The 22,898-nt window shown below is 73.2% G+C and carries 17 protein-coding genes and 1 tRNA gene; 3 read left to right on the plus strand and 15 right to left on the minus strand.

The window, feature by feature from the left end:
- Positions 1-349: 349 nt before the first annotated feature.
- Together O2W16_RS09510 and O2W16_RS09515 are read right to left on the minus strand one after the other, a co-directional pair.
- The gene (locus O2W16_RS09510; RefSeq protein WP_269158574.1) at positions 350-1,888 is read right to left on the minus strand and encodes an ABC transporter substrate-binding protein; all 1,539 of its coding nucleotides are present in this window, start codon (positions 1,886-1,888) and stop codon (positions 350-352) included.
- Positions 1,889-1,954: 66 nt separating this feature from the next.
- Positions 1,955-2,962: a D-2-hydroxyacid dehydrogenase gene (locus O2W16_RS09515; protein ID WP_269158575.1), complete on the minus strand. Its 1,008-nt coding sequence runs from the start codon at positions 2,960-2,962 to the stop codon at positions 1,955-1,957.
- A 286-nt stretch (positions 2,963-3,248) separates the two neighbouring features.
- Between O2W16_RS09515 and O2W16_RS09520 the strand changes: the two genes are divergently transcribed.
- Positions 3,249-4,277 (plus strand): LacI family DNA-binding transcriptional regulator, encoded by a 1,029-nt coding sequence (locus O2W16_RS09520; RefSeq protein ID WP_269158576.1) that lies wholly within the window; start codon positions 3,249-3,251, stop codon positions 4,275-4,277.
- A 12-nt stretch (positions 4,278-4,289) separates the two neighbouring features.
- Here O2W16_RS09520 and O2W16_RS09525 read toward each other — a convergent pair whose 3' ends face one another.
- Positions 4,290-5,072, minus strand: coding sequence for an alpha/beta fold hydrolase (locus O2W16_RS09525; RefSeq protein WP_269158577.1), 783 nt, complete (start codon positions 5,070-5,072; stop codon positions 4,290-4,292).
- 231 nt (positions 5,073-5,303) lie between these two features.
- Between O2W16_RS09525 and O2W16_RS09530 the strand changes: the two genes are divergently transcribed.
- Positions 5,304-6,203 (plus strand): NAD(P)-dependent oxidoreductase, encoded by a 900-nt coding sequence (locus O2W16_RS09530; RefSeq protein WP_269158578.1) that lies wholly within the window; start codon positions 5,304-5,306, stop codon positions 6,201-6,203.
- A 101-nt stretch (positions 6,204-6,304) separates the two neighbouring features.
- On the opposite strand, the gene O2W16_RS09535 is transcribed toward O2W16_RS09530, so the two are convergent.
- The 9 genes from O2W16_RS09535 to xylA all read right to left on the minus strand — a co-directional run bounded on the left by O2W16_RS09535 (position 6,305) and on the right by xylA (position 16,503).
- Positions 6,305-8,530: a malate synthase G gene (locus tag O2W16_RS09535; protein WP_269158579.1), complete on the minus strand. Its 2,226-nt coding sequence runs from the start codon at positions 8,528-8,530 to the stop codon at positions 6,305-6,307.
- Between the two features lie 541 nt (positions 8,531-9,071).
- A tRNA-Pro gene (locus O2W16_RS09540) sits at positions 9,072-9,145 on the minus strand.
- Between the two features lie 75 nt (positions 9,146-9,220).
- Positions 9,221-10,594 carry a ribosome biogenesis GTPase Der gene (gene der / locus O2W16_RS09545; protein ID WP_269158580.1) on the minus strand — a complete coding sequence of 458 codons (1,374 nt, stop codon included), beginning with the start codon at positions 10,592-10,594 and terminating at the stop codon, positions 9,221-9,223.
- The gene (gene cmk, locus O2W16_RS09550; protein ID WP_269158581.1) at positions 10,591-11,274 is read right to left on the minus strand and encodes a (d)CMP kinase; all 684 of its coding nucleotides are present in this window, start codon (positions 11,272-11,274) and stop codon (positions 10,591-10,593) included. The genes der and cmk overlap by 4 nt, the downstream gene beginning before the upstream one ends.
- Entirely contained in the window at positions 11,271-11,633 is a 363-nt protein-coding gene (gene aroH, locus O2W16_RS09555) for a chorismate mutase (protein ID WP_269158582.1), read from the minus strand. Before aroH ends, cmk begins: the two co-directional genes overlap by 4 nt.
- 108 nt (positions 11,634-11,741) lie before the next feature.
- Positions 11,742-12,659, minus strand: coding sequence for an aldose 1-epimerase family protein (locus O2W16_RS09560; protein ID WP_269158583.1), 918 nt, complete (start codon positions 12,657-12,659; stop codon positions 11,742-11,744).
- Positions 12,656-13,723, minus strand: a complete 1,068-nt coding sequence (locus O2W16_RS09565) for an ABC transporter ATP-binding protein (RefSeq protein WP_269158584.1) — start codon at positions 13,721-13,723, stop codon at positions 12,656-12,658. The genes O2W16_RS09560 and O2W16_RS09565 overlap by 4 nt, the downstream gene beginning before the upstream one ends.
- 104 nt (positions 13,724-13,827) lie before the next feature.
- The gene (xylB, locus tag O2W16_RS09570) at positions 13,828-15,276 is read right to left on the minus strand and encodes a xylulokinase (RefSeq protein WP_269158585.1); all 1,449 of its coding nucleotides are present in this window, start codon (positions 15,274-15,276) and stop codon (positions 13,828-13,830) included.
- 36 nt (positions 15,277-15,312) lie between these two features.
- Positions 15,313-16,503, minus strand: a complete 1,191-nt coding sequence (xylA, locus tag O2W16_RS09575) for a xylose isomerase (protein WP_269158586.1) — start codon at positions 16,501-16,503, stop codon at positions 15,313-15,315.
- A 464-nt stretch (positions 16,504-16,967) separates the two neighbouring features.
- On the opposite strand from xylA, the gene O2W16_RS09580 reads away from it, so the two are divergent.
- On the plus strand, positions 16,968-17,954 hold the full coding sequence (locus O2W16_RS09580; protein WP_269158587.1) for a LacI family DNA-binding transcriptional regulator: 987 nt from the start codon (positions 16,968-16,970) through the stop codon (positions 17,952-17,954).
- A 58-nt stretch (positions 17,955-18,012) separates the two neighbouring features.
- On the opposite strand, the gene arfA is transcribed toward O2W16_RS09580, so the two are convergent.
- From arfA to O2W16_RS09595, 3 genes are read right to left on the minus strand one after another with little or no spacing between them, the layout of a single operon-like run.
- Positions 18,013-19,521: an arabinosylfuranosidase ArfA gene (arfA, locus tag O2W16_RS09585; protein WP_442928905.1), complete on the minus strand. Its 1,509-nt coding sequence runs from the start codon at positions 19,519-19,521 to the stop codon at positions 18,013-18,015.
- The gene (locus O2W16_RS09590; RefSeq protein WP_269158589.1) at positions 19,521-20,555 is read right to left on the minus strand and encodes an acetylxylan esterase; all 1,035 of its coding nucleotides are present in this window, start codon (positions 20,553-20,555) and stop codon (positions 19,521-19,523) included. The genes arfA and O2W16_RS09590 overlap by 1 nt, the downstream gene beginning before the upstream one ends.
- Positions 20,555-22,897: a glycoside hydrolase family 3 N-terminal domain-containing protein gene (locus O2W16_RS09595; protein ID WP_269158634.1), complete on the minus strand. Its 2,343-nt coding sequence runs from the start codon at positions 22,895-22,897 to the stop codon at positions 20,555-20,557. Before O2W16_RS09595 ends, O2W16_RS09590 begins: the two co-directional genes overlap by 1 nt.
- Between the last annotated feature and the right edge of the window lies 1 nt (position 22,898).

The following is a 22,898-nucleotide window of genomic DNA, read 5'->3' on the forward strand; positions in this document are numbered from 1 at the left end:
GGCGGTGGGAGGTGCCGGAGCCGTTCCCGGCTGGGCAGCTGGCCCCCGGATCACGGCCCTGGAACGCCTCGTCAGCGCACCACAGGAGGACCGAGCGCCCGTTGCTGTGAAGTGAAACACCGGTGTGACCGGGGCGACAACCAGTTGCCAACCAGTTGCCGCGAAGTGTGCGGCTTCTCGTTCGACCTGCGCATGCGGTGATGCAGGTGGCCACGGCAACCCGTTGCAATGCGTGCCGGGAGGGCCCGACCGCGGCGTGCACGGTGCACGTCGGTCGGCGCCCCGGGGAGACCGGTCCGGATGCGTCGGGCGCACCCGGACCGGCCTCCTGACTCGAGGTCCGCCGCTGTTACTCGGCGCCGAAGGAGCGGATGTCCTGCGGGGAGTTGGCCGTGCCCTCGAAGGTCACCCCGGGGGCGAGCGCCCACCCCTGGCTCAGCGCGAAGATCGGTGCGAAGAGCGCGTTGTCGACCCCGAACTCGTTGATCTCCTGGTAGATCTCGGCGGCCTCGTCCGGGTCCACCGTGTTCGCCGCCTCCTCCAGCAGGGCGTCGAGCTCGGGGTCCTGGTAGCCGAACGGGTTGTGCGAGCCACCGGGCGCGTAGTAGAGCGCCGCGGTCCGGGCCGGCGGGGCCACGCTGCCGATGTTGAAGTACCCGGCCCAGTCCGTCGTCTGCACGTTGGTCTGCATCGTCACGGGCTGCCACTCGACCGTGATGCCGACGTCCTCGAGGGCCTGGGTGATGGAGGGCTGGAAGTTCTGCACGATGAGGTTGGCCGGGAGCTCCAACGTGAAGCCGTCGGCGTAGCCCGCCTCGGCGAGGAGCTCCCGCGCCCGCTCCGGATCGTGGGGGTACTCCTCGTCGAGCGCCTCCACGTACGCCTGCGACGCCGGGTTGAAGATCTGCGTGGTCGGCGTGCCGAGCCCCTGGAGGATCGCGTCCACGAACCCCTGTCGGTCGAGGGCCAGGTTGATCGCCTGCCGGACGCGCACGTCCGCGAGCTCGGGCGCCACCTGCCCACCGCGGTCGGCGAGGACGAGCCCGCCGACGCCCTGGCCCTCGACCACCGTGACCCCCAGACCGGCTGCCTCGGCCTGCTTGGCCTGGGCTGCGTCGACGCCGCCGGCGTCCACCTCGCCCGCCAGGAGTGCGTTGACCGCCGCCGTGCGGTCGGCGATCACCCGGACGGTCACCGTCTCGAAGGGGTAGGCGTCGGCGTTCCAGTGGTCGTCCCGCCGCTCGAGCACGTAGCTCGAACCGGCGACCGTGGCGTCCTGGTCCAGCACATAGGCGCCGGAGCCGACGGGATCGAGCGCCGTGTCGGGCGAGTCGATCGTGTCCGGGTCGCCGATCACACCAGCGCCCTGGGCCAGGGAGCCGAGGAGGTTCGGGTCGGGGCTGCTGAGGTTCAGCACGACCGTGTCCTCGTCCGGGGTGTCGATCGACTCGACGGCGGCGAGGTTCCCCTGCTGCGGGCCGACCGTGGTGCGGGTCCGCTCCAGGGTGGTCTTCACGGCCTCGGCCGTGACCGGGTCGCCGTCACTGAAGGTCATGCCGTCGCGCAGGTCGAGCGTCAGCGTCCGGGCGTCCTCGGAGTACTCCCAGCTCTCGGCCGCGTTCGGCTGCAGGGCCCCATCCTCGCCCGGGTACAGCAGCGTGTCGTAGACACTGCCCCAGATGTAGCGCTGCTGACCATCGTTGAGCTGGGCGGGGTCCAGCGAGTTCGGCGCGGCCTGGACGGCGAGCGAGATGTCGCCGGCACCCCCGGAGCCGGGTTCCGGGGACTCGCCGGACGGCGAGTCCCCGCCGCCGCAGGCAGACAGCGCGAGCAGCGCTGCCACGGCGGGGACCCCGAGCGAGAGCTTGCGGGGAGGAAGCACGGACATGAGGTCTCCTTTGACGCACACGAGCTGTGTCGGGGTACGGCCGCGCCGCCGTTGCGGCGCGGCCGGCTAGCGGGGGGTGTAGATGTCGCGGGGGGTGAGCGCGTTCAGCAGCGGCTCGCCGCTGCGGTACCGCCGGACGTTCTCCACGATGACCTCGATCGACCGGGCGGTGCGGTCGGGCAGCTTCGGCGTCATGTGCGGGGTGAGCAGGACGTTGGGCGCATCCCACAGCGGGGACTCCGACGGCAGCGGCTCCGGGTCGGCGACGTCGAGTCCGGCGCCGGCGATCGCGCCGCTGTGGAGGGCCTCGACGAGCGCGTCCTGGTCGACGAGGCCGCCGCGCGCCAGGTTGATGAGGTAGGCGCTCGACTTCATCCGCGCGAACTGGTCGGTGGAGAAGAGGTGGTACGTCTCGTCGCTCAGGTGGGCGGCGAGCATGATGACGTCGGCCTCCTCGATCAACGGGTCCAGGGTGTCGCCGGCATCCGCGGCGAGCAGTCGGTCCACGCCGGGGGCGCCCTCGTCGGCCCGCCGGCGGTAGGCGATCACCCGCATCCCGAAGGCCTTGCCCAGCAGCGCCATCTCCCGGCCGGTCTTGCCGAACCCGACGATGCCCAGCGTCTTGCCGTGCAGCGCCAGGCGGTTCTCGTAGCCGACGGGGCCGCGCCACTGGCGGGCGGCCTGCATCTCCAGGAGCCCCTTCGCGTCGAAGGTGAGCGCCAGGGCGAAGTAGAAGGCGTGCTGGGCCAGCGCCGGGGCGGAGCGACCGGCCGACCCGGTGACGAGCAGGCCCTTCTCGAACACCTCGGGGCGGGCAGACCGGGTGAGGCCGGCGTGGTCGCAGTGGACCCAGCGGAGCTCGGGCGCCGCCAGGTGACGCTCGTCGAGGTCTCCCCAGAGCACCGCCACGTCGGCCTTCTCCAGCGCTCGGGCGATGCCCTCGGTGTCGCCCGGGCTGAGGTGGAGGAACTCCGCCGGCTCGAAGGCGCGACGCAGTTGCTCCACCTCGTCGGGCTGGAAGAAGACCGTCGCGAGGACGGTGCGGATGTCGCGAGGCTCTTGACCGGCATCCAACGGGGACGACTCCTCTGGCTCGGGTTCCCCACCGGCCCAGCAGACCGGAGCGGGATGTCTGGGACCGAGTGTGGCAACTGTCACAGGACCGTGTCAACCGGTTGCCAAACTGTGACCAAACCGCGCTGAGCGCCCGCTGTGCCGGGTGGGGCGGACCGACTGCGGATCAGCAACCGGATGCCAGATCGGTATGCTCGCCTCGGCCCGACGATCGGGCCGACCTCCGAGTGCGCATGCCGCCGGCGTCCCGTGTCGTGCGGGTCCCGAGCGGCCAGGACGGACGGGTGTGACGGAGAGACAGAACGGCACCGGGACCTCGGCCGGCCGCGCGCGCGGACCCGTCACGATCTACGACGTCGCCCGGCTGAGCGGGGTCAGCCCCTCGACCGTCTCCCGCGCGCTGAACAACCCCGGACGACTGAGCGCCGACACCGAGAAGCGGATCCGGGAGGTCGCCGATGCGGTCGGCTACCGCCTCAACCCGATGGCGCGGGCGCTGCCGACAGGCCGGACGCACACGGTCGGCCTGATCCTGTCCGACATCACCAACCCGGTGTACTTCGACCTGGTGCGCGGGGTCGAACGAGTGGCAGCCGGTCGCGGCTACATCCTCATCCTCGCCGAGTCCCAGGAGTCGGCCGACCTCGAGAACGAGACGGCACAGCGCCTCCTGGCCTCCGTCGACGGCCTCATCCTCGTCGCCACCCGGCTGGACAACGCCGACATCCGGGCCCTGGCCGAGCGCAAGCCGCTGTTCGTGGTGAACCGCAAGGTCCGTGGCATCCCGGGTGTGGTCCCGGACGTCGTCCCGGGCATCCGCGCGGCGCTCGACCACCTCGCCGAGCAGGGACACCGCTCGATCGCCTACCTGGCCGGCCCCTCGGGTTCGTGGATGAGCCGGCTGCGCGGCCGCACGCTCGACCTGACTGCCGGTGAGCGGGGCATGACGATCGTGGAGATCGGCCCGGGCGAGCCCACGCTGCACGGCGGGCAGGCCGCGCTGCAGGGCGTCCGCGACTCCGGTGCGACGGCCGTGCTCGCCTACAACGACCTCATGGCCACCGGGCTGCTCAAGGCCTGCCGGGACGGCGGCGTCCGGGTGCCCGAGGAGCTCAGCGTGATCGGCTTCGACGACATCTTCGGCTCCGACTTCACCTCTCCCCCGCTCACCACGATCCGCACCCCGCTCGGCCTGGTCGGCGACGAGGCCGCCCGCCGGCTCATCGCGGCCGTCGAGAAGGGCGAGGAGGGCCGCCGGACACCGCTGGCCACCGAGTTCGTGCTCCGCGGCTCGACCGCGCCCCCGCGCGGCTGACCCCCTCCCCCGTCAGGCGGGGTGCGCGGTCGCGTGACCGGCGATCAGCCGCGCGACCTCGGCGGGCTCGGCCACCGGGGCCAGGTGCGCCGCCCCCCGGACGACCTCCAGCCGCGCTCCGGGCACGGCACGGGCGATCAGCTCCTGGTCGGCGACCGGGTTGGCGGTGTCCGCCTCGCCGCTGACCACGAGCGTGGGCACCGTGATGCGGGGCAGGTCGTCCCGCACGTCGGCATCGGCCAGGACGTCGCCGGCGTGCGCGTACCCCGCCGCGTCCGTGGTCGCGAGCATCTCCCGGTAGCGGGCGAGCACGTCCGGCCGGCTCGCCTGGAACTCCGGGGTGAACCAGCGGTCCATGACCATCGGCACGATCGGGGCGATGCCTTGTTCCCGCACGAGCCGGCACCGGTCGACCCAGACCTCCCGGGAGAACCGGGCGGCGCAGCACATCGCGGTGACGGACAGCAGCCGCTCAGGTCGCCGGGCGGCGGTACGCAGGGCGACGAGCCCACCGAGGGAGATGCCGGCGAGGTGCACCCGCTGCGTCCCGACCTCGTCGAGCACGCCGACGACGTCGTCGACGAGGTCGTCGAGGGAGAACGGTTCGCGGGCCGCCGGACCACCACGGTCCCGCTGGTCGAACCGGACGACGCCGAAGCGCTCGGCGAGCGTCGGGACGACGCCGTCCCACATCGCCGTGGTGGTGGCCAGGGAGTTGACCAGGACCACGGTGCCGGCCGCCCCGGAGGGGTCGCTCGTCGGGGTCACCAGGACCCCGGTGTAGCCGCTGCTCATCCCGCTGCCTCCTCCGGCGCCCGCTGCGGGCACCTGCCGTCACTGGTCTCCGGGGCGCGCGGGATCCGGCCGCCGGCGCCACGGAAGGCGCGCCGCCCGGGACCTGGCGGGTTCCGGTGCGCCCGGCTAGCGTAGCTGACAACCGGTTGCCAACCCGGGTCGCCGTCCGGGCGGCCCGTCCCACCACCACCCGCGCCCGCAGGGCAACCAGCGCGGGAGAGGAGCCGAGCGTTGAGCTCGATCACCTTCATCGGCCTGGGCATCATGGGTCTCCCCATGGCCCGCAACCTGGCCCGGTCCGGGCACGACGTGACCGGGGTGGTGCGCTCCGACCGTGGGCGGGCCCGCGCCGCCGAGGCAGGTCTGGCGGCCACCGACGACGCCGTCGAGGCGGCGCAGAACGCCGACGTCGTCATCACGATGCTGCCGGACTCGCCCGACGTCCGCTCGGTCGTCAGCGCGATCGGTCCGCACCTCCGGGAGGGGGCGCTGCTGATCGACATGAGCACGATCGACCCCGTCGCGACCCGCGACATCCGCGCCGAGGCGCTGCCCGGCTCCGTCGCGATGCTCGACGCCCCGGTGAGCGGTGGCGAGGCGGGCGCGATCGACGGGGTCCTGTCGATCATGGTCGGCGGGGACGCGGCCGACGTGGAGCGGGCCCGCCCCCTGTTCGAGGTGATGGGCACGACCATCGTGCACGTGGGCCCGCTGGGGTCCGGGCAGGTGGTGAAGGCGGCGAACCAGCTGATCGTCGCGGGGAACATCCAGATGGTCGCGGAGGCCGTCGTCTTCCTGCGCGCCCAGGGGGCCGACCTGACGTCCGCGTTGCAGGTGATCGGCGGTGGGCTGGCCGGGAGCACCGTCCTGGAGCGCAAGCGCCAGGCGTTCCTCGACGGCTCGTTCGCGCCGGGCTTCCGCCTCGCCCTGCACGCCAAGGACCTGGGGATCGTGCAGAACAGCGCCGCCGCCGAGGGGCTGGCACTCCCGCTGACCGCCGCCGTGACGCAGCTCGTGCGTGCGCTCGTCGCGCGGGGCGACGGCGAGCTGGACCACTCGGCGCTGCTCAAGCTCGCCCAGGAGCTGAACGGAATGGAGCTGAACGGGCAGGACGGCAGCACCCACAGCTGACGGACGGGGCCGGGCACGGACTGGTGTCCGTGCCCGGCCCCGTCGTCGGTCCGGCTGGGTGCGGAGCCCGCCGGTCCCCGCGGGGACCGGCGGGCCGCTGGTCAGGGCGCCGGGCTCGGTGCTTCGTCGTCGAGCACCGCGCTGCGGGTCGCCGACTCCTGGCCGGGGTCGGCCTGCTTGGCCCGCTGCCGCCAGACGGTCAGCGCGCGCTCGGTGTAGCCGTTGGGCTCCCGGCGCCCGGAGAAGACCAGGTCCAGGGCCGCCTGGAACGACGGACTGGCGTCCAGGTCGGCGCTCATCGGCTGGTAGCCCGGCTCACCGGCGTTCTGCTCGTCCACCAGGCCCGCCATCCGGGCGAAGGTGGCCCGGACCTGAGCCTCGTCGACGACGCCGTGGTGCAGCCAGTTCGCGATCTGCTGGCTGGAGATCCGCAGCGTGGCGCGGTCCTCCATCAGGCCGGCGCCCTCCAGGTCGGGCACGGTGGAGCAGCCGATCCCCAGACCGACCCAGCGCACCACGTAGCCGAGGATGGACTGCGCGTTGGTCTCCAGCTCGTGGTCCCGCTGGTCCGGCGACAGGTCGGCGCGGTCGGCCAGCACCGGTGGCACCAGCAGGTCGCGGCGGTCGGCGAGCGGGCGCCCGCCCAGCTCCTGCTGCACCGCGCGGACGTCGGTCTCCAGGTAGTGCAGCGCGTGCAGGGTCGCCGCCGTGGGCGAGGGCACCCAGGCGGTGTTCGCCCCGGCCCGCGGGTGGCCGCCCTTGGTGTCGAGCATCTCCCGCATGGCGGCGGGCTTGGCCCACATGCCCTTGCCGATCTGCGCCTGCCCGGCGAACCCGGCGCGCAGCGCCACGTCGACGTTGCGGTCCTCGTACGTCGTCAACCAGGTCGAGGTCTTCTGGTCGCCCTTGGGCACCACCGGTCCGGCCTCGAAGTCGGTGTGGATCTCGTCCCCGGTGCGGTCCAGGAAGCCGGTGTTGACGAAGATGACCCGGTCGGCGGCGCGGGCGATGCAGGCCTCGAGGTTGACCGAGGTCCGCTTCTCCTCGTCCATGATGCCGATCTTGAGGGTCCGTGGCTCCAGGCCGAGCGCCTCCTCCACCGCGGCGAACAGCTCCACCGAGAGCGAGACCTCGTCCGGGCCGTGCATCTTCGGCTTGACGATGTAGACGCTGCCGGCCCGGGTGTGGGTGTACCGGGCCAGGCCGCGCAGGTCGTACAGGGCGGCCACGGCGGAGACCAGGACGTCCAGGACCTCCTCCAGCACCGGCTCACCGTCGGGGGTGCGGACGGCGTCCAGGCGCATGTGGTGCCCGACGTTGCGGACCAGCAGCAGCGACCGGCCGGGGAGGACCAGCTCCTCGCCGTCGGCGCCGACGTAGCTCCGGTCGCCGTGGAGAGTGCGCGTCACGCTGCGCCCCTCCTTGCCGAAGGTCGCGGTGAGCTCGCCGGTGCGCAGCCCGAGCCAGGTCCGGTACGCACCGACCTTGTCGGGGCCGTCGACCGTGGCGACCGAGTCCTCCAGGTCCACGATGGTGCTGACCGCGGACTCCAGCACGGCGTCGGAGACGCCGGCGTGGTGTTGGCCGCCGACCTTCGTCGACGGGTCGACGGTGAGCTCGAGGTGCAGCCCGTTGCGGCGCAGCAGGACCGCCGCGGCCCGGTCGCCCTCCCCCGCCCGGTGGCCGGCGAACTGCCCGGGCTCGGCCAGCCCGGTCGTGCCTGCGTCGGTGTCGACGACGAGCTCCCCCGGCGCGGTCACCCGGTAGGCGGTGACGGCGGCGTGGCTGCCCGCGGCGAGCGGGAAGTGCTGGTCGAGCAGCCGGTCGGCCTCGGCGATGACCTGAGCACCGCGACGTTCGTCGTAGCCGCGTGCGAGCTCGTGCTCCAGCGGCAGCGCATCGGTCCCGTAGAGGGCGTCGAACAGCGATCCCCAGCGCGCGTTCGCGGCGTTGAGCGCGTACCGCGGCACGGTCGCCGGGACGACGAGCTGCGGCCCGGCGACCTCGGCGATCTCCCGGTCGACGCGCTCGACCCGAAGGGTCGGCTCTTCCTGCGGCAGCAGGTAGCCGATCTCGGTGAGGAACGCCTCCAGTGCCGCCACGTCGCCGGCACCGTGCTCGCGGTGCCAGGCGTCGATCTGCTCCTGGAGGTCGTCCCGGCGGCTCAGCAGCCCCGCGACCCGCCCACCGAAGCGCTGCTGGAGGTCCGCGACCGTCCCCCAGAACCACGCCGGCTCCAGGTCCAGGCCGGCGAGCAGCTCCTCGGCCACGAACTCCCGCAGCACCGGGTCGACCTGTAGGCCACCGGTTCCCGTTCCATCGCTCACGTTCGACATCTCCGTCTCTCCGTCATCCCGGGACCGAGGCCCCGCTGGTCGGTGTGCTGGTGCAGGATCCGCTCCTCGAGCAGGACGTGCCCGGTCGAGCATGGATCAGAACCTGCCGGGCCCGCTGGTCCGGGCATCGAGGGCAGCCGCCGATGGAGCCCGCCAGCTGGGTCGAGCGGTCCGGGGCGGGCGTCGGGGTCGTGCCCGGCCACCGCGGCCGAGCTCCCGGCGTCGGTCACTCCGGGTGGCACGACGACGCGCTGGCGGCCACCTCCCGGTCCTGCTCGCGGGCACACGGGCCCGGTCGACCACGGTCCCGTGGGTCACGCGCAGGGCACCACCGGACGGACCCGGACCCGCCCCAGCGGCCACGAACGGGCACGGCGGGAACGAGGAGGGCCATGGCGATCATGGTGGCGACCGCGGCGAGGTGGTGACACCGGTTGCCAGGAGTTGCCGCACGGGGCGGTCGACTGCCTCGCCAACAGCAGAGGCCGTCCCCGGTCTCCCGGGAACGGCCTCTGATCTGTCACTCCTTCTGTCGGGCTGACAGGATTTGAACCTGCGACCCCTTGACCCCCAGTCAAGTGCGCTACCAAGCTGCGCTACAGCCCGAGCTCCGGGTGCCTTGCGGCCCCGATCGCTGCCCGAGCAGGTTACCGCACCCGGTCCCCCGCTCTGCGCGCCGGGTCAGCCCTTGCGGTCCCGCGCCTTGCTCTCGCGGACCTTGATCGACACGTCGATCGGCGTGCCGTGGAAGCCGAACTGCTCGCGCAGCTTGCGCTCCAGGAAGCGCCGGTAGCCCGCCTCCAGGAAACCGGTGGAGAAGACCACGAACCGGGGCGGCCGGATGTCGGCCTGGGTGACGTACTTGATCTTCGGGGCGCGGCCTCCGCGGGCCGGCGGCGGGGTCTCCTGCACCAGCGCCCGGATGAACGTGTTGAGCTCCGCCGTGGGCACCCGGGTCTCCCAGCCGGCCAGCGCCGTCTTCAGGTGACCGGCCAGCTTGTTCACCCCGCGACCGGTGGTCGCCGAGATGTTGACCCGGCTGGCCCACGTGATCCGGGCCAGGTCGCGGTCGATCTCCTTCTCCAGCTGGGCGTGCCGGTCCTCGTCGACGTTGTCCCACTTGTTGAAGGCGATGACCAGCGCCCGCCCGGCCTCGATCACCTGGGTGATCACCCGCTGGTCCTGCTCGCTGATCACCTCGTCGGCGGCCAGCAGCACGACGGCGACCTCGGCGGCCTCGATGGCGGCCTCGGTGCGCAGGCTGGCGTAGTACTCGGTGCCGCTGGCGGTGTTGACCTTGCGGCGCAGCCCGGCGGTGTCGACGAACCGCCACTGCTCATCGCCGAGGGCGACCAGGGAGTCGACCGGGTCGACCGTGGTGCCGGCCACCGAGTCCACGACCGAGCGCTCCTCCTTGGACAGCCGGTTGATCAGGCTGGACTTGCCGACGTTCGGCCGGCCGACCAGCGCCACCCGGCGCGGGCCGCCCAGGTTCTCCTGCTCCCGGGGCGCCTCCGGCATCGCGTCCAGCACCAGGTCGAGCAGGTCACCGCTCCCCCGGCCGTGCAGTGCACTGACCGAGAACGGCTCCCCCAGGCCCAGCGACCAGAGCTCGGCGGCGTTCGACTCGCCCCGCTCGTCGTCCACCTTGTTGGCCACCAGGATCACCGGCGTCGTGCTGCGGCGCAGCACCCGGGCGGCGGCCAGGTCGGTCTCGGTCACCCCGACCGCGGCGTCCACGACCAGGACGATCACGTCGGCGGTCTTCATCGCGTACTCGGCCTGCCGGGCGATGGAGGCGGCCATGCCGGTCGCCTTCGGCTCCCAGCCGCCGGTGTCGACGACCGTGAAGTTCTTGCCGTTCCACAGCGCCTGGTACGGGATGCGGTCCCGGGTGACGCCCGGGATGTCCTGGACGACGGCGGCGCGGCGGCCCAGGAACCGGTTGACCAGGGTCGACTTGCCGACGTTCGGCCGCCCCACGATGGCCACCACGGGGAGCGGGCCGGTGGGCTCGTCACCACCGGGTACGTCGAGGTCGTTGTCCATGCTCATGCTGCTCCTACTGCTGTGCGAGCCAGGTCGAGCACACGCTCGACCACGGCATCACGGTCCAGCCCGGTGCTGTCGACGACCACGGCGTCGACAGCTGGGCGCAGCGGGCTGTCTGCCCGGCTGCTGTCGTACTCGTCTCGGCGCCGCAGGTCGGCGGCGATCTCGGCGATCTTGGTGGGGTCCGTGACCCCGAGCTGACCGGCCCGCCGCTGGGCGCGGGCCTCGGGCGCGGCGGTCAGGTAGATCTTCACGGTGGCGTCGGGCAGGACGACGGTGCCGATGTCCCGGCCCTCGACGACGACTGCGTCGGCCTCGGCGACCAGCGCGCGCTGCCGGTCCACCAGCATCCGGCGCACCGCGGGGACGGCGGAGACCGGCGACACCGTGCGGGTCACCTCAGCACCCCGGATCCGCGCGGCGACGTCGACGCCGTCGACCAGCACCAGCTCCGCACCGGCCGTCGTCCCCACCTGGATGTCGGCGGAGGCGACGGCGCGGGTCACGGCGTCGGGGTCGGTCAGGTCGACCCCGGCGTCGAGCACCGCGACGGTCGCCGCCCGGTACATGGCGCCGGTGTCCAGGTAGGCCGCACCCAGCCGGGAGGCGACGTCCCGGGCGACGCTGGACTTCCCCGTGCCCGACGGCCCGTCCAGGGTCACCTGGCCACGGAACCCGCTCACTGTGCGATGTCCCGGCGCAGCGCGACCGCTCCGCGCAGGTACACGTGCTGCACGTCGGCGCGGCTCCGCTCCGTCTCCACGTGCGCCATCAGCCGCAGCACCCGCGGCAGGGCGTGCGGCACGGCGATCTCGGTGGCGCACATCAGGGGGACGTCGCCGAGCCCCAGCTCCCGCGCGGCCAGGGCCGGGAACTCCGACACCAGGTCGGGCGTGGCGGTGAACAGGATGCTGATCAGATCAGCGGGGTCCAGCTCGTTGCGCGCCAGGACGGTGCTCACCAGCTCCCGGGTGGCGTCCAGCACCTCGTCCCGGTCGTCGGCGGCCACCTGGGTCGCACCGCGGATGGCTCGGACGGCCACAGCACTCTCCTCGATCGATGCGGTGCACGGGTCGCCGTGCACCTCGATCGAGTCTACGGAGCCCGTGCCACCTCTCCCGCCGGACGGCGGGAGAGGTGGTGGATCGGCTCACCCCAGGGGCGTGAGGCCCCAGGTCGCCGTGGTGGACTCCCCCGGCTCCAGGCGGATCACCGACTCCCCGGTGGCGAAGGCGTTCGGCGGGCAGGTCATCGGCTCGACCGCCAGCCCCTGCCGGCGGCGCGGCTCGGGCACCACGTCGCCGGTGAACAGCTGCAGGTGGCTGTAGGCCGGGTCCAGCCAGAGCGCAGCGCCACGCCCGTCCGGGCCGGTGAACCGCACCCAGGCCAGCCCGTCGGCGTCCCGCTCGAGGTCGGTGAAGGCGTGGTCGATGACCAGGTCCCCGACGGCCCGGCCGCCGCGCAGGTCGTAGGGAGTGCCGGCCACCGGCACCGAGCCGGTGGGGATCCCCCGCCCGTCGGTCTCCAGCCGGGTCCGCCCCGGTGCATCCAGCACGCAGTCGTCCACCCGCAGCCCTGGCCCGGCGGCCAGGTAGGGGTGGTGCCCCTCGCCGTAGGGCAGGGCGACCGACCCCTCGTTGACGGCGGTCGTGGTGACCCGCAGCCCCTCGGTCGACAGCTCGTAGGCCACCTGGAGGCGCAGGGCGAACGGGTAGCCGGGCTGCGGGTGCAGCAGGTGCTCCAGCGTGACGCCGTCGCTGCTCCGGTCGACCACGCGCCAGGCCACGAAGCGCACCAGGCCGTGGATCGCGTTGGCCTGCTCCGGCTCGCTCAGCGGCGTGCGGTGCTCCTCGCCGTCCCAGGTGTAGCAGCCGTCGGCGAGCCGGTTCGGCCAGGGGACGAGCACCTGTCCCCGGACGGTGCCGGCCATCTCGTCCTCGCCGTAGCCGTCCACGAGCGCTCGGCCCGCGACGTGGTAGGACCGCAGCCCGCCGCCCACCTCGACCACGGTCGCCTCGGCCCCGGCGCAGCGGAGGGTGAACTGCTCTCCAGTGGGCAGGACCGTCATCCCAGACGCGCCCCGGACTCGAGGGAGAACAGGTGCACGTGGTCCGGGCGGGCCGTCACGTGGACGACGTCCCCCGAGCGCGGGGGACGACGGCCGTCGACCCGGGCGATGATCGGCTGCTCCACGTCCTCGAACAGGGCCCGGCCGTACAGGTACGCGTCTGCGCCGAGCTCCTCGACCACGTCGATCTCCACCGGCAGGCCCTCGGCGGAGAGGTCGAGGTCCTCGGGCCGCACGCCGAGCGTGAGCCTGGGCTCGGAACCCAGCACGTCGCGCGCCACCGGCTGCAGCGCCGTGCCGAACCGGACACCGCCGTCGACGACCGGCACCTCGAACAGGTTCATCGCCGGCGAGCCGATGAAACCGGCCACGAAGGCGTTCGCCGGGCGGTCGTAGAGCTCACGAGGGGCGCCGACCTGCATGAGCAGGCCGTCCTTCAGCACCGCGACCCGGTCCCCCATGGTCATCGCCTCGACCTGGTCGTGGGTGACGTAGACGGTGGTGATGCCCAGCCGGCGCTGCAGCGAGGCGATCTGCGTACGCGTCTGCACCCGCAGCTTGGCGTCCAGGTTCGACAGCGGCTCGTCCATCAGGAACACCTGCGGCTTGCGCACGATCGCCCGCCCCATCGCCACCCGCTGCCGCTGACCACCGGAGAGCGCCTTGGGCTTGCGGTCCAGGTAGGGCTCCAGGTCCAGCAGCCTGGCCGCCTCCTCCACCCGGGTGCGGCGCTCCTCCTTGCTCATCCCGGCGATCTTCAGCGCGAAGCCCATGTTGTCCGCGACCGTCATGTGCGGGTAGAGGGCGTAGTTCTGGAACACCATCGCGATGTCCCGGTCCTTGGGGGCGACGTCGGTGACGTCCTGGTCCCCGATGAGGATCCGCCCCCCGTCGACGTCCTCCAGCCCGGCGAGCATCCGCAGGGACGTGGACTTCCCGCAGCCCGACGGACCGACCAGGACGAGGAACTCCCCGTCCTGGACCTCCAGGTCCAGCGAGTCGACCGCAGGGCGCTGACCCGCTTGGTAGATCCGGGTCGCGGAGTCGAAGGTAACGGTGGCCATGGTGTCCTCCTACCGGCAGGAACGTGCCGGACGATCCGAGTGGGTGGTGCCGTGGACGTCGTGGTGCCGTGCAAGTTCTACCGCCCTGCGGCGGGGCCGGGCTTTCAGACCCGGTCGGCGGTCATCTCCCGGACCTCCGCGTACCGCTCGCGCACGAACGGGACCGGGTCCGCCTGGTAGGTCTGCGTGCTGGTCGCGGGCCAGACCGGCGGGGCATCCCCACCGGCCAGCACCCACGCGGCCTGGCGGGCGGCGCCGTCGGCGACGTACTCCCCCGGCGGCGGCACCAGCACCGGCACCCCGAGCACCGCAGGGGCCAGCCGGCGCACTGCCTCGGAGCGCGCGCCGCCACCGACCAGGAGCACCCGGCGCACCGGGTTGCCCTGGGCGGCGATCGCCTCGAGCCCGTCGGCCAGGCCGCACAGCAGCCCCTCCACCGCGGCGCGCGCCAGGTGCGCGGGGTCGGCGGTCGACAGGGTCAGCCCGTGCAGCGCGCCGGTGGCGTGGGGCTTGTCCGGCGTCCGCTCCCCCTCCAGGTAGGGGACCAGGACCAGGCCGCCGGAACCGGCGGGCGCGGTCAGCGCCAGCCGGGACAGCTCGTCGTGGTCCACCCCGAGGAGACGGGCCGTCGCGTCCAGCACCCGGGCGGCGTTGAGCGTGACGACCAGGGGCAGGAAGTTGCCGGTGGCGTCGGCGAACCCGGCGACGGTGCCGGTCGGGTCGGCCGACGGGGTGGTGGAGACGGTGGAGACGACGCCGGAGGTGCCGATGGAGAGGACGACGTCGCCGGGCTCGGCGTTGATGCCGAGCGCAGCGGCGGCGTTGTCGCCGGTCCCCGGACCGAGGACGGCGCCGCCGTCCGCGGCGACCGCGCCCGCCGAAACGGCGCCGGCCCGCTCGGCCGGACCGAGGACGCGGGGCAGCACCGGGGCGCGGCCGCCGAACGCCCGCTCCAGCAGGTCGGTCCGGTAGTCCCCGGTGAACGGCGACCAGTAGCCCGTGCCGCTGGCATCGCCCCGGTCGGTGACCAGGCCGTCCAGGCTCTGTTGGCCACCCTCCGACCCACCCCGGCGGCCCCCGGCCAGTCGCCACGTGAGCCAGTCGTGCGGCAAGCAGACCGCCGCCGTCCGGTCCGCGTTCTCCGGCTCGTGCTCGGCCAGCCAGCGCAGCTTGGTGACGGTGAACGACGCGACCGGCACGAGTCCGACGGCGTCGGCCCAGGCCTGCCCGCCGCCGAGCTCGGCAGTGAGGTCGGTGGCGGCCTGGGCGGAACGGGTGTCGTTCCACAGCAGCGCCGGACGGACCACCTCGCCGTCGGAGTCCAGGCACACCATCCCGTGCTGCTGCCCGCCGACGGCGACCGCGGCGACGTCGGCGAGGCCGCCGGCCTCCTCGATCGCCGTCCGCAGCGCCGCCTCCCAGGCGGCGGGGTCGACCTCGGTGCCCTCCGGGTGGCTCGCCCGGCCCTCCCGGACCAGGCGGCCGGTCTCGGCGTCCCGGACGACGACCTTGCACGACTGGGTCGACGAGTCGACCCCCGCCACCAGCGTCATGACCTGCTCCTGCTGCTCTCTGCGGTCGGGGTCAGCTCAGCGGGCGCCGAGCAGGTGCTCGATCATCAGCTGGTCGACCCGGACGACGCCGGCACCGCGCTTGGCCACGGCGTCGGCGTCGAAGTCCTCGAACGCGGAGCGGTCGGCCAGCAGGTCCTCGAAGGTCTCACCGGCGGCGAGGGTGGGCTGGCGCAGCTCGGGCACCCGCGCAGCGGCCAGCGCCTCCTGCACCTCCGGATCGGCCCGGAACGCCGCGGCCCGCTCCTTGAGCAGCAGGTAGGTGCGGATGTTGGCCGCGGCCGAGCGCCACACTCCGTCCATGTCCTCGGTGCGCAGCGGCTTGTAGTCGAAGTGCCGCGGGCCGTCGTAGGCCGGGGCGCCGTCGACGCCGCCGTTCTCCAGCAGGTCGACGGTGGAGAAGGCCTGCAGCAGGTCACCGTGACCGAAGACCAGGTCCTGGTCGAACTTCGGGCCGTGCTGGCCGTTCAGGTCGATGTGGAACAGCTTGCCGGCCCACAGCGCCTCGGCGATGCCGTGGGTGAAGTTCAGGTTGGCCATCTGCTCGTGCCCGGTCTCCGGGTTCAGGCCCACCAGGTGCGAGTGCTCGAGCTTGGCGATGAAGCCCAGCGCGTGCCCGATCGTGGGCAGGAAGATGTCGCCGCGGGGCTCGTTGGGCTTGGGCTCCAGGGCGAACTTCAGGCCGTAGCCGCGGGCCTCCGAGTAGGCGGCCAGGGTGTCGATCGACTCGGCGTAGCGGTCCAGCGCGGCGATCAGGTCCTTGGCCATGTCGACCTCGGCGCCCTCGCGGCCGCCCCACAGCACGTAGGTCTGCGCGCCCAGCTCGGCGGCCAGGTCCATGTTCCGCATGACCTTGCGCATCGCGTAGCGACGCACCTCGCGGTCGTTGGCGGTGAGCCCGCCCTCCTTGAACACCGGGTGGGTGAACAGGTTGGTCGTGACCATCGGCACGACCAGGCCGGTCTCGTCGATCGCGGCGCGGAAGCGCTTGATGTGGGCGTCCCGGGCGCTGGTGTCGCTGCCGAAGGGGATGACGTCGTCGTCGTGGAAGGTGACGCCGTAGGCACCGATCTCGGCGAGGCGGTGCACCGACTCGACGACGTCCACCGGCTCACGGGTGGCGGTGCCGAACGGGTCCGCGGCCGGCCAGCCGACGGTCCACAGGCCGAAGGTGAACTTGTCCTCGCGGGTGGGCGTGAGATCGGACATCGGGCGGTTCCTCTCAAGGACTCGGGAACAGGAGGAGGGCGTCCCCGCCGGACGGCGTGGGACCGGAGCCGGCGGGTGCTGCGACGGGCGATCAGGTGCTCGCCGACGTGGACGACACCGACAGTGTCACCCCGCCCGTCGGTCGGGGGCCAGCGACCCCGATCGACTCATCGTTCCAGTCATGCGGCCCGAAAGTTGCGGGCGGTTTTCGACAACGTAAGACGCGGTGAGTCCGGTGTCAACGGCATCACCGGAACACGTCAAAGCAAGGACACCGCCACGACAGAGCCCCTTCCACCTCGCCGATCGACCGTCTCGGTCGCGGCCGGGAGAGGCTCCGGACACCCATGCGGGGGCACCGTCTCCGAAAGTCTTTCGAGAGAAGCGGGACGAAGTTACGATCACGCGGGCCGACACCCGGCGTCCATCCGGGCCAGGCATCGCGGCACGACCCAGGAGGCCCCGTGACACAGCAGCCGAACCGACCCACCCTGGCGGTGATCGCCGCTGCGGCGGGGGTGTCGTTGCCGACGGTGTCCAAGGTGCTCAACGGAAAGCAGGACGTCGCAGCCGCCACCCGGGCGCACGTCCAGCACGTCCTGCAGCAGTACGACTACGTCCCCCTGACCCCCAGGCCGCCGGCGCGCCCGCTCGTCGACGTGGTCTTCACCGCGCTGGACAGCCCCTGGGCGATGGAGATCCTGCGCGGGGTGACCGAGGCCGACCTCGAGGTGGTGGTCACGTCCCGGTCCTCCGCCGGGGACTGGGTCCAGGAGCTGATCACCGGCGGTCGTCAGGGCGCCATCGTGGTCACCTCCCGCCTGACCACGGCCGACCAGCGGCGGCTGGGCGGCTGCAAGCTGCCGGTCGTCGTCATCGACCCGATCGACATGCCCGGTCAGGAGGTGCCCAGCGTCGGTGCCACCAACTGGTCCGGCGGCCTCGCCGCGACCGAGCACCTCATCGAGCTCGGGCACCGGCGGATCGCCGTGATCGGCGGGCAGCAGGACCACCTCTGCAGCCGGGCACGCATCGACGGCTACCGGGCGGCCCTCGATCGGGCCGGCATCCCCTTCGACCCGGCGCTGGTGCGCCACGGCAACTTCCACCACGCAGGCGGGTACGAGCAGGCGCGGGCGGTGCTGGAGCTGGCCGATCGCCCCACCGCCGTCTTCGCCGGCAGTGACGAGCAGGCCTTCGGCGTGCTGGAGGCCGCGCGCAAGGCCGGCCTGTCCGTGCCCGGCGACGTGAGCGTGGTCGGCTTCGACGACCTGCCGATGGCCCGCTGGTCCTCACCGCCGCTGACCACCGTCCGGCAGCCCCTGGCCGACATGGGGCGCATGGCCGGGCGCATGCTCCACGACCTCATCACCGGCGCCCGGCTCGAGACCCAGCGGGTCGAACTGGCCACGCACCTGGTCGTCCGGGCCTCCACCGCCCGCCCCTCCTGACTCCCCCGGGAGGCCGGCCGCCGGGACTGCTGTTCCTCGCATGTCCCGGCGGCCGTGCTCAGCGCAGGGACAGCGCCGTCCACGAGACCGGCGGCAGCGTGACGCGCAGCGTGCCGTCCGCCACCGTCGCCCGCAGGTTCGGCCGCAACCCGACCCGCGCCGGCTGCTCGCTGGTGTTGGCGGCGTGCGGGTCCGGGTCGGACAGCGTCAGCGCCTCCTCGACGGTGCTGACGCCGAGCGCCGACACGTCCACGGAGACCTCGGCGTCCTCCGTCTGCGACCGGTTCACCAGGAACAGCGCCGCCACACCCGCGTCGACGTCGGCGGTGGCCGCAGCGTCGACCAGGGGCACCTCACCGTGCTCGGCGGTGACGTGGCTCGGACCGTCGACGTCCGCCTGGAGGGCGACGCCACGCGCCAGCCGGGAGGTGGTCGCGAAGGGGAAGAACGTCGTCTTGCGCCACGCCGGCCCCTGCGGCTCGGCGGCGATGGGGGCGATCACGTTGACCAGCTGGGCCATCGAGGCGCTGGTCACGCGGTCCGCGTGGCGGATCAGCGACATCAGGACGTTGCCGACGACGACGGCGTCGGCCACGCTGTAGGGCTCCTCGCTGATGGCCGGCGCGACCGGCCAGTCGTCGATGCGCTTCGGCAGGCCCGACTGCACCCGCGAGGCGTACCAGACGTTCCACTCGTCGAAGGAGATCGACATCCGCTTCGGGCTGCGGCGCAGCGACTGCACGTGGTCGGCGGTGGCGATGACCGTCTCGATGAAGTGGTCGGTGTCGGTCGCCGACGCCAGGAAGGAGTCCAGGTCGCCGTCCTTCTCCTCGTAGTAGGCGTGGCAGGAGATGAAGTCCACGTCGTCGTAGGCGTGGGTGAGCACGACCCGCTCCCACTCCCCGAAGGTGGGCATGCCCGCGCCCGACGAACCGCAGGCGACGAGCTCCAGGTCCGGGTCCACCTGGCGCATGGCCTTGGCGGTCCGGGAGGCGAGCTTGCCGTAGTCCTCGGCGGAGAGCTGGCCGAGCTGCCAGGGGCCGTCCATCTCGTTGCCCAGGCACCACATCCGCACGTCGAACGGCTCGGTGCGCCCGTTGCGGATCCGCTGCTCGGCGAGCTCCGTGCCGGCGGGCACGTTGGCGTACTCCAGCAGGTCGAGCGCCTCGAGGGTGCCGCGGGTGCCGAGGTTCACGGCGAGCATGAGCTCGGCGCCGACCTTCTCCAGCCACGACGCGAACTCGTGCAGGCCGACCTCGTTGATCTCGGTGCTGTGCCAGGCCAGGTTGAGCCGCACCGGGCGCTGGCTGCGCGGTCCGACGCTGTCCTCCCACCGGAACCCGGAGACGAAGTTGCCCCCGGGGTACCGGACCGTCGTCACCCCCAGCTCCTCGACCAGGTCGATCACATCGCGGCGGAAGCCGTCCTCGTCCGCCGTCGGGTGCTCCGGCTCGTGGATGCCGCCGTACACCCCGCGACCCATGTGCTCGACGAACGCACCGAAGAGCCGTCGGGACACCGGACCCACCGATCGGGCCGGGTCCAGCGCGAGACGTGCACGCAACATCAGGTCCCCCTCGACGACGTGGTGGCCCGCTCGGCCACCGACGGGCCGGATGCGGCGGGCGCCCCGAGCTGGCTGCGCAGCCAGGTGAGCTGCTCGCGCTGCTGGTGGACCTCGCCGCCCTCGTGGTCGTTGTACGGGTAGACCCGGATGTCCTTCGGACCGCCGTAGGCGTGGTAGGCCGCGAACACCGTGGACGGCGGGCAGATCTGGTCCATCAGGGCCACGGAGAACAGCGCTGGAGCCGAGGCCCGGCGGGCGAGCACCGCGGCGTCGAAGTAGCTCAACGTCGCGAAGACGCGGTCCACCTGGTCGCGGTGGGCCTTGAGGTACCGGACGACCTCCCCGTACGGGTCGCCCGGGGCGATCCGCGTGGCGCGCGGGAAGTCGCACAGGAACGGCACGTCGGGCATGACCGCCCGCACCCCCGGCGCGAGCGCCGAGACGGCCAGCGCGATCCCGCCGCCCTGGCTGATGCCGGCCACCGCGACCCGGTCGTCGTCGACGTCCGGGTGACCGCGCAGCACCGCCACGGCCCGGACGGCGTCGGTGTAGACGCGCCGGTAGTAGTACTCCTGCGGCGACAGCACGCCCCGGGTCAGGAACCCCGGTTGCGCGGCCGCCGAGCCCACCGGGTCGCCGGTGTCACCGACCGTCCAGCCACTGCCCTGCCCACGGGTGTCGACCACCAGCTGGGCGAACCCCGCCGACGCCCAGAAGACGTGCTCGTGCGCCAGCCCGCGGCCGCCGTTGTAGCCCTGGTACTGGACGACCCCGGGCAGTGGCCCGTCCCCCCGCAGTGCACGGGCGGGCAGGTGCAGCCAGGCGCGCACCGGCGAGCCGCCCGCGCCGGCGAAGGACACGTCGAGGGTCTCGACGGTCACGAGCCCGGAGTCGACCGGAGTCCAGGACGCGTCCAGTGGCCACCGCCCCGCCTCCTCCAGGGTGGCGTCCCAGAACTCCTGGAGGTCCTCCGGCGCGGGCAGGTGCGGGGTGTAGCGCCGGAGCTCCTCCAGGGGCAGGTCGGTGTGCGGCATCAGCCGTCGTGCCGGTGCTCGACGACCGTCTCGGGGTGCAGTTGCCGCTCGAACCCGACGGTGCGGCGGCTGCCGGTGAGGGTGCACCGGAGGACCTGCCGCACGTCAGCGCTCGACGCGCCCACCCGGAGCTCCACCTCGCCCGGCTCGACGATCCGCGCGCCCTCGCGCCCGGTGAAGGAGGTGAGGTCGGCGTGCAGCCGGAGGCGCACGGTCGCCGCGCCGCCCGCCGCGAGGTCGACCCGCTGAGCGGCCATGAGGGCCTGCACGGGCCGGACCACCTCGGCAGCGGGGTCGTGCAGGTAGACCTGCACCACCTCGGTGACCTCCCGGTCGGTGTCGTTGCGGAGCTCGACCTCCACCTCGCTGGTCCCGGCGGTGTCCCAGTCCGAGCCGGTGCCCAGCCGGACGTCGCCCCAGGTCGCGGAGCCGTACCCCAGGCCGTGCCCGAACGGGAACAGCGGCGTCGGGTCGACACTGCTCACGTCGGTGACCCGGCCGAGGGCCGCGGCGAGGTAGGTCCCGGGCTGGCTGCTGCCGGCGCGGGGGAAGCTGACCGGCAGCCGGCCCGACGGGGAGACCCGGCCGCTGAGGACGTCGGCGAGGGCGGGGCCCCCCTCCTCACCGGGGAAGAACCCGCACACCACCGCGGCGAGCCGGTCGATCTGGCGGGACAGCTCGTAGGGACGGCCGACCAGCAGGACGAGGACCACCGGGGTGCCGGTCGCCAGCAGGGCCTCCAGCAGCTCCTCCTGGCGACCCGGGAGCCGGAGGTCCACGGCGTCGCAGCCCTCACCGGAGGTGCCGTTGCCGAACAGGCCTGCCTGGTCGCCGAGGACGGCGACGCACACGTCGGCCTCGGCCGCAGCGCGCACGGCGGCCGCGATCGCGTCGTCGTCACCGCCCACCACCGGACAGCCCTCCGCGACGGCGACGTCGAAGGCCTCCGGCGCAGCCTTCAGCGCCTCGGCGAGCGTCGGGATGTCGACGCCCACCGGCACCTCCGGGTGGTGCACGCCCACGTGCATCGGGAAGGAGTAGCAGCCGAGCATCGCCTGGGCGGTGTCGGCGCGGGGACCCACCACAGCCAGGCGCGCCCCGGGTCGCAGGGGCAGCGTCCCGTCGTTGGCCAGCAGCACGGCCGAGCGGCGGGCGAGCTCGCCGGCCACCGCCCGGGACTCCGCGGAGTCCAGCGCGACGGCGCCGTCCAGGACCGCCGGCGAGTCGGGCGACCAGTCCGCGTCGAGCAGGCCGAGCTCGCACTTCTGCAGCAGCACCCGGCGCAGCGCCCGGTCGACCAGCGCCTCGTCCACCGCACCGCCGCGGACCGCCTCGACCAGGGGCTGGCCGTAGCAGGCCACCGTCGGCAGCTCCACGTCGATTCCGGCCTCGAGGGCGAGCGCGGCGGCCTCGCCGGGCGAGCCGGCGACACCGTGCAGGGCCTGCAGGAAGGCGATCGAGAAGTAGTCGGCGACGACCGTGCCGGTGAACCCGTAGGTCTCCCGGAGCAGCGACGTCAGCAGCGCCGGGTCCCCGGCCGAGGGCACCCCGTCGATGTCGGTGTAGGAGTTCATCACCGACCGCGCGCCGGCCTTCAGGGCCATCTCGAAGGGCGGGAGGAACACGTCGGCGATCTCCCGCGGCCCGGCGGAGACCGGGGCGAGGTTGCGGCCGGCCCGGGAGGCGGAGTAGCCGACGAAGTGCTTGAGCGTCGCGACGACGCCGGTGGACTCCAGGCCGCGGACGTAGGCGCTGCCGATCGTGCCGACCAGGTGCGGGTCCTCGCCCATCGTCTCCTCGACCCGGCCCCAGCGCAGGTCGCGGGCGACGTCGAACACCGGGGCCAGCCCCTGGTGGACGCCGAGCCGGCGCATGTTCTCCCCGATGAGGGCACCCATGCGCTGCACGAGCTCGGGGTCGAAGCTGGCCGCCCAGCACAGCGGTGAGGGGAAGACGGTCGCCGTCCACGCGGCCAGCCCGGTGAGGCACTCCTCGTGCACCAGCGCGGGGATGCCGAAGCGGCCGGCGGCCATGATCTGCCGCTGGCTCTCCGCCAGCCCCTTGGCCCCCACCAGCGGGTCCACCGGTGCCGTGCCGAACGGCCTGGTCAGCTGCCCGAGCCCGCTGCGGATGAGCTCCTCCCAGTCCACCGGCGCCGCGGCCATCTCGTGCTGGTGCGGGGCGACCTCACCCTCGGTCGCGTCGATGCCCACCCACACGCCGTAGAGCTGGGCGACCTTCTCCTCCAGCGTCATGCGGCGGAGGAGGTCCGCCACCCTGTCCTCGGCCCGGGCGTCCGCGTCGCGCCAGAGGGCAGGACCGTTGTCGGCGTTCATGACCATG

Source organism: Modestobacter sp. VKM Ac-2984 (genome assembly GCF_026967985.1).
Lineage (GTDB): Bacteria > Actinomycetota > Actinomycetes > Mycobacteriales > Geodermatophilaceae > Modestobacter.

Coding starts and splice junctions, on each gene's coding strand:
- arfA (WP_442928905.1), bottom strand. CDS start 19,521: ATGTTGCGTGCACGTCTCGCGCTGGACCCGGCCCGATCGGTGGGTCCG.
- O2W16_RS09525 (WP_269158577.1), bottom strand. CDS start 5,072: ATGAGCAGCGGCTACACCGGGGTCCTGGTGACCCCGACGAGCGACCCC.
- O2W16_RS09590 (WP_269158589.1), bottom strand. CDS start 20,555: ATGCCGCACACCGACCTGCCCCTGGAGGAGCTCCGGCGCTACACCCCG.
- xylA (WP_269158586.1), bottom strand. CDS start 16,503: ATGTCCGATCTCACGCCCACCCGCGAGGACAAGTTCACCTTCGGCCTG.
- xylB (WP_269158585.1), bottom strand. CDS start 15,276: ATGACGCTGGTGGCGGGGGTCGACTCGTCGACCCAGTCGTGCAAGGTC.
- O2W16_RS09595 (WP_269158634.1), bottom strand. CDS start 22,897: ATGGTCATGAACGCCGACAACGGTCCTGCCCTCTGGCGCGACGCGGAC.
- O2W16_RS09565 (WP_269158584.1), bottom strand. CDS start 13,723: ATGGCCACCGTTACCTTCGACTCCGCGACCCGGATCTACCAAGCGGGT.
- der (WP_269158580.1), bottom strand. CDS start 10,594: ATGAGCATGGACAACGACCTCGACGTACCCGGTGGTGACGAGCCCACC.
- O2W16_RS09560 (WP_269158583.1), bottom strand. CDS start 12,659: ATGACGGTCCTGCCCACTGGAGAGCAGTTCACCCTCCGCTGCGCCGGG.
- O2W16_RS09510 (WP_269158574.1), bottom strand. CDS start 1,888: ATGTCCGTGCTTCCTCCCCGCAAGCTCTCGCTCGGGGTCCCCGCCGTG.